10 protein-coding genes and 2 pseudogenes are annotated in these 13948 nt (G+C 69.3%); 10 read left to right on the top strand and 2 right to left on the bottom strand.

Annotation, left to right across the window (positions count from 1 at the left end):
* Positions 1–155 precede the first annotated feature (155 nt).
* The 4 genes from C6569_RS22180 (at position 156) to C6569_RS11135 (ending at position 3979) form a co-directional block, all read left to right on the top strand.
* Positions 156–398 (top strand): DUF3297 family protein, encoded by a 243-nt coding sequence (locus C6569_RS22180; protein ID WP_245898074.1) that lies wholly within the window; start codon positions 156–158, stop codon positions 396–398.
* 170 nt (positions 399–568) lie between these two features.
* Positions 569–1915: a phosphoglucosamine mutase gene (gene glmM, locus C6569_RS11145; protein WP_106748917.1), complete on the top strand. Its 1347-nt coding sequence runs from the start codon at positions 569–571 to the stop codon at positions 1913–1915.
* Positions 1916–2050: 135 nt separating this feature from the next.
* On the top strand, positions 2051–2938 hold the full coding sequence (locus C6569_RS11140) for an outer membrane protein (protein WP_106748916.1): 888 nt from the start codon (positions 2051–2053) through the stop codon (positions 2936–2938).
* A gap of 195 nt (positions 2939–3133) precedes the next feature.
* Complete coding sequence (locus C6569_RS11135) at positions 3134–3979, top strand: outer membrane protein (protein ID WP_106748915.1); 846 nt, start codon at positions 3134–3136, stop codon at positions 3977–3979.
* Between the two features lie 13 nt (positions 3980–3992).
* On the opposite strand, the gene C6569_RS11130 is transcribed toward C6569_RS11135, so the two are convergent.
* A complete protein-coding gene (locus C6569_RS11130) occupies positions 3993–4433 on the bottom strand; it encodes a VOC family protein (protein WP_106748914.1) in 441 nt (146 codons plus the stop codon).
* Positions 4434–4446: 13 nt separating this feature from the next.
* A complete protein-coding gene (locus C6569_RS11125; protein ID WP_245898073.1) occupies positions 4447–5658 on the bottom strand; it encodes a PA0069 family radical SAM protein in 1212 nt (403 codons plus the stop codon).
* A gap of 147 nt (positions 5659–5805) precedes the next feature.
* Here C6569_RS11125 and C6569_RS11120 point away from each other — a divergent pair, with 147 nt between their 5' ends.
* The 6 genes and pseudogenes from C6569_RS11120 to C6569_RS11095 all read left to right on the top strand — a co-directional run bounded on the left by C6569_RS11120 (position 5806) and on the right by C6569_RS11095 (position 13943).
* Entirely contained in the window at positions 5806–6852 is a 1047-nt protein-coding gene (locus C6569_RS11120; RefSeq protein WP_425440671.1) for an ArsR/SmtB family transcription factor, read from the top strand.
* A complete protein-coding gene (gene metF / locus C6569_RS11115; RefSeq protein WP_181313719.1) occupies positions 6852–7766 on the top strand; it encodes a methylenetetrahydrofolate reductase [NAD(P)H] in 915 nt (304 codons plus the stop codon). The genes C6569_RS11120 and metF overlap by 1 nt, the downstream gene beginning before the upstream one ends.
* A 70-nt stretch (positions 7767–7836) precedes the next feature.
* A pseudogene (locus tag C6569_RS11110) lies at positions 7837–8910 on the top strand (homocysteine S-methyltransferase family protein); the annotation flags it as partial.
* 8 nt (positions 8911–8918) lie between these two features.
* Positions 8919–9605 (top strand): class I SAM-dependent methyltransferase, encoded by a 687-nt coding sequence (locus tag C6569_RS11105; RefSeq protein ID WP_106748911.1) that lies wholly within the window; start codon positions 8919–8921, stop codon positions 9603–9605.
* 32 nt (positions 9606–9637) lie between these two features.
* Positions 9638–12313 (top strand): annotated as a pseudogene (metH, locus tag C6569_RS11100) (methionine synthase); the annotation flags it as partial.
* Positions 12314–12422: 109 nt separating this feature from the next.
* A complete protein-coding gene (locus tag C6569_RS11095) occupies positions 12423–13943 on the top strand; it encodes a glycosyltransferase family 39 protein (protein ID WP_181313718.1) in 1521 nt (506 codons plus the stop codon).
* Positions 13944–13948: the final 5 nt, after the last annotated feature.

Below are 13948 nucleotides of genomic sequence, written 5' to 3'. Positions count from 1 at the left end.
GCTGTTCTCCTCGACCGTTCCTCCCCCGGTCGGGAAGGAACGACGGGCTCGCGGGATCGGTTCCTAGCGGGCGGCCCGGGACGCGGCCGCTTGGCAGGGCGGCGGCGGGCGTCTATGTGCGGGGAAAGACCCGTCAGCCCGCGAGGAGCCCGACCGTGACCGATCTGCCGACCCTGCCGGACCGCCTGTCCACCGATCCGAAGAGCCCCCATTACGACGAGGCGGTGCTGTCGCGGGAGGTGGGCATCCGCTTCAAGGGCGTGGAGAAGACCAATGTCGAGGAGTATTGCGTCTCCGAGGGCTGGATCCGCGTCGCCGCCGGCACCGCCAAGGACCGGTTCGGCAATCCGCTGACCGTCAAGCTGAAGGGTCCTGTGGAGCCCTATTTCAAGAGCTGAGCACCGTCGCCGCCGGTCACGCCGAGGTGCCGAGGCACCTGTCATGGTCGCTCATCATTTGTGAACGGCGCGCGGCGACATCACCCGCATCGGCGCCTATAAGTGCGGGATCGCGGTTCGTTTCGCGAATCGCATGACGACGCCTCCCGAAGACGCACGAGACCACGCCCATGCCCCGCAAGTATTTCGGTACAGACGGCATTCGCGGCCGCGCCAACGCCTTCCCGATCACGCCCGAATTCGCGATGAAGGTGGGGCAGGCCGCCGGCCTGTCCTTCCAGCGGGGCGAGCACCGCCACCGGGTCATGATCGGCAAGGACACGCGCCTGTCGGGCTACATGATCGAGAACGCGCTGGTCGCCGGCTTCACCTCGGTGGGTATGGACGTGCTGCTGGTCGGCCCGATGCCGACGCCCGCCGTGGCCATGCTGACGCGCTCCATGCGTGCCGACCTCGGCGTGATGATCTCGGCCTCGCACAACCCCTTCGACGACAACGGCATCAAGCTCTTCGCCCCCGACGGCTACAAGCTCTCCGACGAGGTGGAGCGCGAGATCGAAGCGCTGCTCGACCAGGACCTGTCGCGGCGTCTCGCCGCCTCCCGGCTGCTGGGGCGCGCCAAGCGCATCGACGACGCCCAGGCCCGCTACATCGAATTCGCCAAGCGCACCCTGCCGCGCAATCTCGACCTCGCCGGCCTGCGCATCGTCATCGATTGCGCCAACGGTGCCGGCTACAAGGTGGCACCGGCGGCGCTCTGGGAGCTCGGTGCGGAGGTGGTGACGATCGGCGACAAGCCGGACGGGTTCAACATCAACGACGCCTGCGGCTCCACCCATCCGGAGACGCTGGTGGAGAAGGTGCGCGAGATGCGCGCCGACATCGGCATCGCGCTGGATGGCGACGCCGACCGCGTCCTCATCGTCGACGAGAAGGGCCATGTGGTCGACGGCGACCAGCTCATGGCCGTGGTCGCCCAGTCCTGGCTCGAAGACGGGCGTCTCACCCAGCCCGGGATCGTCGCCACCGTCATGTCCAATCTCGGCCTGGAGCGCTTCCTCGGCGGTCTCGGCCTGCAGCTCGCCCGCACGCCGGTGGGTGACCGCTACGTGCTGGAACACATGCGCGAGCACGGCTTCAACGTGGGCGGCGAGCAGTCCGGCCACATCATCCTGTCGGACTATTCGACCACCGGCGACGGCCTGGTGGCGGCGCTGCAGGTGCTCGCCGTCGTGCTGAAGATGGGGCGGCCGGTCTCCGAGGTCTGCCACCGCTTCGAGCCGCTGCCGCAGATCCTGAAGAACGTGCGCTTCAAGGGCGGCAAGCCGCTGGAGGCGGTGAGCGTCGTCACCGCCATCGACGACGCCAAGCAGAAGCTCGGCAATCACGGGCGCCTCGTCATCCGCCCGTCCGGCACGGAGCCCGTCATCCGCGTGATGGCGGAGGGGGACGACCGCGACCTCGTCGAGACGGTGGTCGACCAGATCGTGGAGGCGGTTGCCAAGGCCGCCGCCTGACCCCTCTGCGGCGCTTTTTCACGCCCTGTTCACCACGCCCGTTAGGGTTAAGCAGGCTTTAAGCAATCCCTGCGAGCATTCCGGCATTGACCCTCGGACGAGCCCTGTCGGCGCGTCCATCGCCAGGACATTGCCATGCGCCGCCCTTCCACAGCCGTCCTCGCCGCCGCGGCGGCGCTCGCCGCGACGGCCGCCACCGCCGCCGACATGCCGCCGGTGCTCCGCCAGTCCCAGCCCGTGGTCCAGCCCGCGGAAAGCGGCGGCTGGTACCTGCGCGGTGACATCGGCGTGGCCGGGCACAGCATCGGCAATTTCGGTGTGCTGCAGAACGGCTCCCAGGTTCGCGTCGGCACCGGCGGCGTCAACGACTACCAGCTCCGGATGAAGTCGCATTCCGAGACGGTGTCGATCGGCCTCGGCGCGGGCTATCAGTTCAACTCCTGGTTCCGCGTCGACGTCACCGGCGAATACCGGGCGGGCGGCCGCCTGCGCGGCATGGACTACGTCAATTTCGACCAGAGCGGCGGCACCACCTCGCAGACCAATCTCTACAACGGCGGCACCCGCTCGATCGTCGGCCTGGCCAATTTCTACGTCGATCTCGGCACCTTCTGCCAGATCGGATGCCTGACGCCCTATGTCGGCGCCGGCTTCGGCTTCGCCCACACGACGGTGAGCAACTTCACCGACACCTCCACCGGCTTCAACAGCGTGACGGGCGCCACCGGTTCGCTCGGTGGCTATGCCACCACCGCCTCGCGCACGAGCTTCGCCTGGGCGCTGATGGCCGGCGTCGGCTACAAGGTCAACGAGCGCCTGACGCTGGAGGCCGGCTATCGTTACCTCTCGCTCGGCGACCTGCCGGCGCTGCTGCTGCGCGACCCGGCCACCGGCCTGCCGCGCGCCGGAAACGAGACCGTGCAGGTCAGCCGTCTGACCGCCCACGAGATCAAGATCGGCATGCGCTGGTCGCTGAACTGCTCCTGCGCCGTTCCCTCGGAGCCGATCGTCGCGCGCTACTGATCTGCCACTCTCGACCTCGTGAGACGACGGCGCGGGCCCAGGCCCGCGCCGTTTCCGTTTCTCAGGGCAGGGGGGGGAAACAGGGTTAATTCTTAACCTTAAGCCGCCCTTAACCGGCCTGTCGGAGACTGGCGTCCTGTTCGTCATGTGCCCCGGAGCAGGGGCGATCCCCCGAAGCGTTGCAGGAAACGAGTGATGACCCGTCCGACCCAGCGGCTGCGCAGCGCGACCCGCCTCCCGGCTGCGGCTCTCGCCGCCCTGGTGCTCGCCGCGGTCCCGGTGCGCGCCGCCGACACGCGCGGCGCAGCTCCCGCCGCGCCGCTGCTGCCGCCCGTGCTCGCCGAGGACTTCTCGTCGGGCTGGTATGTGCGCGGCGACGTGACCGCCAGCCTCTTCCGCCGCCCGGCGGCCCGCTATTTCGACACGGTCAATTTCGCGCCGGGCGCCTGGGTCGACCTGCGCGACACCCGCGCCGCCAGCACCTTCGGCGGCGGTCTCGGCGTCGGCTTCAAGTACAAGTGGCTGAGGCTCGACACGACGCTCGACATCCGCTCCACGGCGCGCCTGTCCGGATCGGCGCCGCCGGAGGGCAACTGGGCCTATGTTGGCCCGCTGCCGGTGCCCGCGCGCACCGAACGTTTCGGCGTCACCGCCCATTCCGCCCTGGTCAACGCCTATGTCGATCTCGGCGGCTGGGGCGGCATCACGCCCTATGTCGGCGCCGGCCTCGGCACCGCGCGGCTCGCCGCCTCGGCCTATGTCTCGACGCCGGTGCCGGTGGCCGCCGCGCTCGGCGAGGCGACGCGCACGCCGAACCTCGTCAACACGGTGAAATGGACGCTCGCCTGGGCCGCCATGGCCGGCGTCACCGTCGACCTGTCGCCGCAGACCAAGATCGACATCGGCTATCGCTACACGCATATGGGCGCGCTGCGCTTCGCCGATACGGCGGGCGGGGCCTACCGCACCACGGTGGCGGCGCACGAGATCCGCATCGGCCTGCGCTACATGTTCGGCGACGGCGTCGCCGCCGGGCACTGAGGCCCGCGAAGCCTCACATCGGCAGGTCGATGGTGCCGTCGTCCCTGAGAGGGAAGAAGGGGTTCCAGGCGAGCTCGAGAGGATGGCCGTCGGGATCAGCGACATAGCCGCAATAGCCGCCCCAGAAGACCTCCCGCGGCGCCTGCAAGGGCCTCGCTCCCGCTTCAAGCGCCCGGGAGAAGGCCGCGTCCACCGCCTCGCGCGAGGGAAGGTTGCGCGCCAGGGTGATGCCGCCGAAGCCGCCGCGCCCGCCGTCCGGCAGCCCCGCATCCTCGGCGAGAGCGCGGCGATCGAAGAGGCCGAGCACCACGCCTCCCGCGCGGAAGAAGCTGACGCTGTCCCGGCTCTGCGAGACGGACTTCCGGAAGCCGATCGCCTCGTAGAACCGGGTGGCGCGGGGCAGGTCGTCGACGCCGAGGGTGATTAGCGCCACGGCGGCGGGGGCGGGGGCCATTGGCGTTCCTCCTTCAGAACAGGCTGAGCTGCTCGGCCGCGGCGGCGCCCTTGCGGGCCGGCGGGGTGAACTGCCCGGTGTCGAGCCTCAGCGTCCGCTTGTTGAAGCCGAGGCGCTCGCGCGCCACCTCAAACCTGCGGCCGATCATCCAGGCGAAGGGACCGGTGCCCTTCTGCCTCAAATGGAAGGTGGCGTCGTAATCCTTGCCGCCGCGGGTCTGCTGGACGAGGGAGAGCACGTGGCGGGCGGCGTCCGGCCGGTTCGCCACCAGCCATTCGCGGAAGAGATCGCGGATCTCGTGCGGCAGGCGCAGCAGCACATAGCCCGCCTCCCTGGCGCCCATGTGCCAGGCGGCGTCGAGGATGCGCTCCATCTCCGCATCGTTGACGGCCGGGATGACGGGTGCGACCAGCACGGCCGTCGGCACCCCAGCCTCCGAGAGCAGGCGGAGCGCTTCGAGCCGCTTCGCCGGCGTCGAGGCGCGCGGCTCCAGCGAGCGGGCGAGCTTGCCGTCGAGGGTCGTCACCGACAGCGCCACCTTGGCCAGGCCCTTGGCGGCCATGCGGCCGAGAATGTCGATGTCGCGGGTGACGAGGTGGTTCTTGGTGACGATGCCGACGGGGTGATTCGCCGCCTCCATCACCTCGAGGATGCGGCGGGTGAGCTGCCACTGCTTCTCGACGGGCTGGTAGGGGTCGGTATTGGTGCCGAGGGCGATGGTGCGCGGCTGGTAGCCCGGCGCGGCCAGTTCCTTTTCCAGAAGTTCCGCCGCATTGGGCTTGGCGAAGAGCCGCGTCTCGAAGTCGAGCCCCGGCGACAGGCCCATATAGGCGTGAGTGGGCCGGGCGAAGCAATAGGTGCAACCGTGCTCGCAGCCGCGATAGGGGTTGATGGAGCGGTCGAAGGAGAGGTCGGGCGAATCGTTGCGGGTGATGATCCGCTTCGCCTTCTCCTCGGTCACCGTGGTGGCGAGGGCGGGCAGTTCCTCCAGCGAGCCCCATCCGTCGTCCACCGCCTCGCGGCTCTCACTCTCGAAGCGGCCGGAGGCGTTGGTGAGGGTGCCGCGGCCGCGGCGACGCGCGTCCGCGACGGCGGGACCCGAGGACAGGTCGAGGGCGCCGGCGGTCCTCAGCCCGAAAATGCGGGCCGCCGCAGCCTCCATTCCACCGCCGTTCAGGCGGGCCGCGAGATCCTCGGGAACGGGTTCGGGATGGGAGCGGGGCATGGACCGAGATCTAGCAGAGCGGCGATCCATCCTCAAGAACAAAACTGGAACATTCGCTGGCGCCGGCTGGCCGAAGCGGGCATTAAAAGGCGGCTTGCCACGACGCCGAAACGGGCATAAAGATATCTTTATATGTGAGTGAGGCCTGTGACCCTGTCCCTCGGCAAATCCTTCGGCGGCCCCGCCGCGGCCTATGGTTTCGACGACGCCGTCGCCGTGCTGCGCGCCGTCGGCGAGCCGACGCGCCTGCGCCTGCTCGCGCTGCTGGCCCAGGCGGAGCTGACGGTCACCGATCTCGTCGACATTCTAGGCCAGTCGCAGCCGCGCATATCCCGCCATCTGAAGCTGCTCCTCGAGGCCTCCCTCGTCGAGCGGGTCAAGGAGGGCTCCTGGGCCTTCTTCCGCGCCTCGGGGGAGGGCGCCGGCGCCCGCACGGTGGAGGCGCTCGCCGCCCTCGTCGATCCGTCCGACGCCATTCTCGCCAGCGACCGGGAGCGGCTCGCCGAGGTGCGCGCCAAGCGCTCGGCCGAGGCGCAGGCCTTCTTCCGCCGCCATGCCGCGGACTGGGACCGGCTGCGGGCCCTGCACGTGCCGGAGGAACGGGTGGAGAAGGCGGTGCGCGACGCGCTCTCCGGCGCGCCGCTGCGCTCGCTCCTCGATCTCGGCACCGGCACGGGCCGCATGCTGGAGCTCTTCGCCCCGGACATCGACCGCGGCCTCGGTATCGACGCCAGCCCGGAAATGCTGACGCTCGCCCGCGCCGCCCTCGACCGCGCCGGCATACGCCACTGCTCGGTGCGCACCGGCGACATCTATTCGCTCGCCCTGCCGCGGGACGCCTATGACGGCGTCATCATCCATCAGGTGCTGCACTTCCTCGACGACGGCGCCCGCGCCATCCGCGAGGCGGCGCGTGTCCTGCGCCCCGGCGGGCGGCTGGTCGTGGTGGATTTCGCCCCGCACGAGCAGGAATTCCTGCGCGAGGCGCAGGCGCATCGCCGCCTCGGGTTCGCGCGCGACGTGATCGAGGGCTGGATGGCCGCCGCCGGACTGACGCCGGCCCGTTTCGTCAACCTCGCCCCGGACAAGCCCGAGGGCGACAAGCTCACCGTTTCCATCTGGGTCGGCCGCGACCCGCGCATCGTCACCGACGCCCCGGCCCTGCCGGCGGCTGCTGCCATCGAGGTCGCCTGATGTCCTCCGCCTACAAGCCGAGCCGCTACGTCTCCCGCTCCCGCCTGAAGGTCTCTTTCGAGTTCTTCCCGCCGAAGACCGAGGAGATGGAGGCGACCCTGTGGGAATCCATCGAGCGGCTGGCGCCGCTCGAGCCCTCCTTCGTTTCCGTCACCTACGGCGCCGGCGGCTCCACCCGCGAGCGCACCCACGCCACCGTGTCCCGCATCGTCAAGGAGACGGCGCTGAAGCCGGCGGCGCACTTGACCTGCGTCGCCGCCACCAAGGCGCAGGTGGACGACGTCATCCGCGACTACTGGGCGGCTGGCGTGCGCCACATCGTGGCGCTGCGCGGCGACCCCGTGGGCGGCGTCGGAACGACGTACGAGAGCCATCCGGGCGGCTACGAGGGCTCGCCCGAGCTCGTCGCCGGCATCAAGGCGATCGGCGACTTCGAGGTCTCCGTCTCGGCCTATCCCGAGCGGCACCCGGAAAGCCCCTCGCTCGAGACCGACATCGACATGCTGAAGCGCAAGGTCGATGCCGGCGCGACCCGGGCCATCACCCAGTTCTTCTTCGACAACGACGTCTACCTGCGCTACCTCGACCGCGTCCGCGCCGCGGGCATCACCATTCCGATCGTGCCGGGCATCGTGCCGGTGCAGAACTTCAAGCAGACGGCCGGATTTGCCGCCCGCACCGGCGCGAGCGTGCCGGACTGGCTCGCCCGCCGCTTCGAGGGGCTGGAGAACGATCCCGCGACGCGCAAGCTTATCGCCGCGGCGGTGGCCGCCGAGCAGGCGCTGGATCTCGTCGACCGCGGCGTCACCGAGTTCCACTTCTACACGATGAACCGCGCCGATCTCGTCTACGCGGTCTGCCACCTTCTGGGCATGCGGCCGAAGGATGCCGCGCCGAGCGCCGTAGCGGCGTAACGGGGAATGAACTCTCTCCCTTCATGGGAGAGGGTGGCGCCCTTTTCGTTCCAGTTTTGGAGTCCGTCCGATGACCCAGTTTCCCCACCGCCATTCCGACGGCGCCGAAGTCCTCGCCGCCCTCACCAAGGCCGCGAAGGAGCGCATCCTCGTGCTCGACGGCGCCATGGGCACGATGATCCAGCGCTACAAGTTCTCCGAGGCCGATTTCCGCGGCGAGCGCTTCGCCCACTGGAACCATGATCTCAAGGGCAACAACGACCTCCTGATCCTCACCCGTCCCGACGTGGTCGAGGCGATCCACCTCGAATATTTCGACGCCGGCTCGGACATGGTGGAGACCAACACCTTCTCCTCCACCTCCATCGCGCAGGCCGATTACGGCATGGAGGAGCTGGCCTACGAGCTCAACTACGAGGGCGCGCGGCTCGCCAAGAACGCGGCGAAGCGCGCCGCGGCGAAGGACGGCCGCCGCCGCTTCGTCGCCGGCGCCTTCGGGCCGACGAACCGCACCGCCTCCATCTCGCCCGACGTCAACAATCCGGGCTTCCGCGCCATCACCTTCGACCAGTTGCGCGAGGCCTATGCCGAGGAGGCCCGCGGCCTCATCGACGGCGGCGCCGACATCATGCTGGTGGAGACGATCTTCGACACCCTCAACGCCAAGGCGGCGCTGGTGGCGATCGAGGAGGTCTTCGAGGAGAAGGGCGTCCGTCTGCCGGTGATGATCTCCGGCACCATCACCGACCTGTCGGGCCGCACCCTCTCGGGCCAGACGCCGGAGGCCTTCTGGTATTCGCTGCGCCACGCCAGGCCTTTCTCCATCGGGCTCAATTGCGCGCTCGGCGCCAAGGAGATGCGCGGCCACATCCAGGCGCTCTCCAAGGTCGCCGACACGCTGGTCTGCGCCTATCCCAATGCCGGCCTGCCCAACGAATTCGGCCTCTACGACGAGAGCCCGGAGGCGATGGCGGCGATGGTCGGCGAATTCGCCACCAGCGGCCTCGTCAACATCGTCGGCGGCTGCTGCGGCTCGACCCCCGACCATATCGCGGCCATCGCGAAGGCTGTGAAGGGCGTAACGCCGCGGCCGATCCCGGTCATCGAGACCAAACTCCGGCTCTCCGGCCTCGAAGCCTTCGAGTTCGCAGCGTGAACCAGGGTTTTTTCGACGATCCGGAAAAGGTCGCCGCCTACGAGCAGGGACCGCGCTGGTTCATTCCGGCCTATGAGGCGAGCCACGACATGGCCGCCGTGCTGCTGCACGAGTTCGTGCCGGAGACGGGGCACATCCTGGTCGTCGGCGCCGGCGGCGGCATCGAACTCGCGGCGCTGGCCAAGGCCGGGCCGGACTGGCGCTTCACGGGAATCGACCCGGCGAAGCCGATGCTCGACATGGCCGAGGCGAGGCTCGCGGCCATGGGCGCGGCGGAGCGGGTGGCGCTGATCCAGGGTTACGTCGCCGATGCGCCGGCCGGGCCCTTCGACGCCGCGACCTGCTTCCTCACCCTGCATTTCGTGCCCGACGACGGGTCCCGGCTCGCCCTGCTGGAGGACATCCGGCGCCGCCTGAGGCCGGGCGCGCCCTTCCTCCTGATCAATGGCTGCCTCGACAAGACGTCTGCCCGGTTCGGGCGCGACATGGCCCGCTACAGCGCCTTCGCCCGGTTCAAGGGTGCGCCAGCCGAGATGGCCACCATGGCCGCCACCACCGTCGCCCAACAGGTCCATCTGCTTCCGGCCTCGCGCGACGAAGCGCTGCTGACCGAAGCCGGCTTCCATTCCGTCGAGCAATTCTACCGTGGCCTCTGGGTCCACGGCTGGCTCGCCCACGCCTGAAAGTGTCCCTGATGACCACCCCCGTCGCGTCCTTCATCAATATCGGCGAGCGAACGAACGTCACCGGTTCGGCGAAGTTCAGGAAGCTGATCACCAACGGCGACTACACCGCCGCCCTCGACGTCGCGCGCGAGCAGGTCGAGAACGGCGCCCAGGTGCTGGACGTCAACATGGACGAGGGCCTGCTCGATTCCGAGAAGGCCATGGTCACCTTCCTCAACCTGATGGCCGCCGAGCCGGACATCGCCCGCGTGCCGGTGATGGTCGACAGCTCCAAATGGGAGGTGATCGAGGCCGGCCTGAAATGCGTGCAGGGCAAGGCCATCGTCAACTCGATCTCCATGAAGGAGGGCGAGGAGAAGTTCATCGAGCAGGCGCGGAAGGTGCGCCGCTACGGCGCAGCCGTCGTCGTCATGGCCTTCGACGAGGTCGGCCAGGCCGACACGTTCAAGCGCAAGATCGAGATCTGCGAGCGGGCCTACCGCATCCTCGTCGACCAGGTCGGCTTTCCCCCCGAGGACATCATCTTCGATCCCAACGTCTTCGCGGTGGCGACCGGCATCGAGGAGCACAACAATTACGGCGTCGACTTCATCGAGGCGACCAAGTGGATCCGGCAGAACTTACCGCACGCCCATGTCTCCGGCGGCGTGTCGAACCTCTCCTTCGCCTTCCGGGGCAACGAGCCGGTGCGTGCCGCGATGCACTCGGTCTTCCTGTTCCACGCCATCAAGGTCGGCATGGACATGGGCATCGTCAATGCCGGCGCCCTGCCGGTCTATGACGAGATCGACCCGGAACTGCGCGAGCTCTGCGAGGACGTGATCCTCAACCGCCGCCCCGACTCGACCGAACGGATGGTGGACGCCGCCGCGCGGTTCAAGGGCGACGGCGTCGCCCAGCAGGACAACAAGAAGGACATGTCGTGGCGCGAGAAGCCGGTGGGCGAGCGCCTGACCCATTCCCTCGTCCACGGCATCACCGAGTTCATCGAGCAGGACACCGAGGAGGCACGCCAGCAGGCCGTGCGCCCGCTGCACGTCATCGAGGGACCGCTGATGGACGGCATGAACCATGTCGGCGACCTGTTCGGCGCCGGCAAGATGTTCCTGCCGCAGGTGGTGAAGTCGGCCCGCGTGATGAAGCAGGCGGTGGCCTACCTGCAGCCGTTCCTCGAGCAGGAAAAGCGCGACATGGGCCTCGTGGACAAGCCCGCCGCCGGCAAGATCCTGATGGCGACGGTGAAGGGCGACGTCCACGACATCGGCAAGAACATCGTCGGCGTCGTGCTCCAGTGCAACAATTACGAGGTCATCGACCTCGGCGTCATGGTGCCGGCGCAGCGCATCCTGGACGAGGCCAGGAAGCACCAGGTCGACATCATCGGTCTGTCGGGCCTCATCACCCCCTCGCTCGACGAGATGGTTCATGTGGCGAGCGAGATGGAGCGCGAGGGCTTCACCGTGCCGCTGCTGATCGGCGGCGCGACCACCTCGCGCGTCCACACGGCGGTGAAGATCCATCCGAACTACACGAAGGGCCAGACGGTCTACGTGCTCGACGCCTCGCGCGCCGTGGGCGTCGCCTCGGCGCTGCTGTCGGAGGACCAGAAGGGCGGCTATATCGCCGACATCCGGACCGAATATGCCAAGATCGCCGAGGCGCATCTGCGCGGCGAGCAGGCCAAGCTGCGCATGCCGCTGGCGGATGCCCGCGCCAACCGCCTGAAGCTCGACTGGGAGGGTTACGTGCCGCCGAAGCCCGGCTTCATCGGCACCCGCGTCTTCGAGGACTACGACCTCGCCGATCTCGTCAGCGCCATCGACTGGACGCCCTTCTTCCAGACGTGGGAGCTGAAGGGGCGCTATCCCGCCATCCTCGACGACGACAAATACGGCGAGGCGGCGCGCAACCTGTTCAAGGACGCGCAGGTGATGCTGCAGCGGATCGTCGGGGAGAAGTGGCTGACCGCCAAAGCCGTGGTCGGCCTCTGGCCCGCCAACACTGTGGGCGACGACATCGTCCTCTACGGCGACGAGGCCCGCAGCCAGGAGGTCGGCCGCTTGCACACGCTGCGCCAGCAGATCGCCCGCCGCGAGGGCCGCGAGCGCGCCCATATCGCGCTCGCCGACTATATCGCGCCGGTCGGCACGAAGCCGGACTGGATCGGCGGCTTCGTCGTCACCGCCGGCATCGGCGAGGAGGCGCTGGCGAAGCGCTTCGAGGCGGCCAAGGACGACTATTCCTCCATCCTCGCCAAGGCGCTGGCCGACCGCCTGGCGGAAGCCTTCGCCGAGCGCATGCACCAGATCGTGCGCAAGCAGCTCTGGGCCTATGCGCCGGACGAGACCGCCTCGAACGAGGAGCTCATCCTCGAGCAGTATCGCGGCATCCGCCCGGCGCCCGGCTATCCGGCCCAGCCCGACCACACCGAGAAGGACACGCTGTTCCGGCTGCTCGACGCCGAGCGCGCCATCGGCGTCAAGCTCACCGAGAGCCGCGCCATGTGGCCGGGCTCTTCGGTGTCGGGGCTCTATTTCGCCCATCCCGACAGCGCCTATTTCGGCGTCGGCAAGGTCGAGCGCGACCAGGTCGAGGACTATGCGCGGCGCAAGGGCTGGACGGTGGAGGAGGCCGAGCGCTGGCTCGCCCCGGTGCTGAACTACGACCCGGCGATCCTCCGCAGCCTCAGCGAAGCGGCCGAATAATCGGGAATGGGGATCGCCGCCGGCATCGCGCCGGCGGCTCGGATGGGCTATCGAAGCGGTCGCTTCCCCCGATCCCCGTCAAAGGCCCATGAACGTCAACGATTCCAGGATGCGACCGGTCTGGACCGTGGCGGTCGTGTTTCTCGGCGCCTGGCTCGCCCGGTTCGCGCCGCTCCTGCTGACCCCCAACATCCATCACCCCGACGAGATCTTCCAGAGCTTGGAACAGGCGCATCGCCTGGTCTTCGGATACGGCTTCGTGCCGTGGGAGTTCGAGCATGCGGTCCGCTCGTGGATCCTGCCGGGCTTCATCGCGGGCTGGATGCGGGCGAGCCGGCTCGTCGGGGAGGGGCCGCAGATCTACCTGCCGCTCGTCGGCGCCGTGCTCGGCGCGATCGGCGCTGCGGCCGTCGTCTGCGTCTATCTCTGGGCCCGTCGCCTGTTCGGCTTCTGGCCGGCGCTGGCCGCCGCAGCCGTGCCGGCGCTGGCGCCCGAACTGGTGCATTTCAGCGGCAAGGCGCTGACCGAGGTGGTGGGCGGCCATCTCCTCGTCATCGCCATCTATCTCGCCTTTCCGGGCCATGAAGTGACGAACCGGGGGCGGTTGGCCGTTGCGGGCGCCGTCGCGGCGCTGGCGGTGGCGATCCGGCTGCAGATCGCACCCGCTGTCGCGCTCGTCGGCCTGGTGGCGCTCGTCCGCTGGCCGCTGGGCAAGGTCGCCTTTCCAGCTCTCGGTGCCGCCGCCGTGGTCGCCGGCGCCGGCGCCCTTGACTGGGCGACCTGGGGGACGCCCTTCCTGTCCTACTGGCACAACTTCACCTACAACGTGACCTACGGCGTCGCGGCCCATTTCGGCGTGCAGCCCTGGTTCGACTATCCCGCGCAACTGGTCGTCGTGTGGGGCGGTGCGCTGGCGGCGATCCTCGCCTTCGCCGCGATCGGCGCGGTGTTCCAGCCGCTGCTCGCCGCCGTCGCGGTGATCGTTCTGGCGACCCACCTGCCGATCGGCCACAAGGAATTGCGCTTCCTCTACCCCCTCCTGTTCATCGTGCAGGCGCTGGCGGGCCTCGGCATCGCCGGTACGATGCGCTGGTTGGCCGGGTCGGGACTGGTGGACACCCTTCCCGTCGCGGCGCGGCGGCCCGGCGTCGTCGCCTCTGGCGCGGCGGCGCTGCTCGCCCTGTTCCTCGTCGGCCGCCTGCCGTCCTTCATGATGACGCCGGCCGCGGGTTCGGCCTGGCTCGAAAAGAGGGACGACGTGGCGGTGTCGCGCGCGGTCGCCACCCTCGGCGGGGTCTGCGGCATCGGCGGCTACGGCGTGCGCTGGGCCGAGACGGGCGGCTACGTGATGATGCACCGGCGGGCGCCGTTCCACGAGGCCCACGGGCCGGAGGAATTCGCCGCCCGGCTGCCGGCCTTCAACACGATCATTTTCGACCGGGCGCTGCTCCGCCACGTCGGATGGCCCGGTGCGCAGTGTTTCGGTGAGCGCTGCGTGGTGCAGCGCCCCGGCGGCTGCGAGCCGCGGCCGGTCGCGCCGCTGTCCCTGCCGCCGCAGCTCGAGGGCGTGCCGCGGGTGAGGGCGCTCTGGCCACCGCCGGCATCGCAATGGGACAGCCCGCGCCCGTGACGCGA

The organism is Phreatobacter cathodiphilus, from assembly GCF_003008515.1.
Taxonomy (GTDB): Bacteria; Pseudomonadota; Alphaproteobacteria; order Rhizobiales; family Phreatobacteraceae; genus Phreatobacter; species Phreatobacter cathodiphilus.
This window is presented reverse-complemented; position numbering and strand designations above follow the sequence as displayed.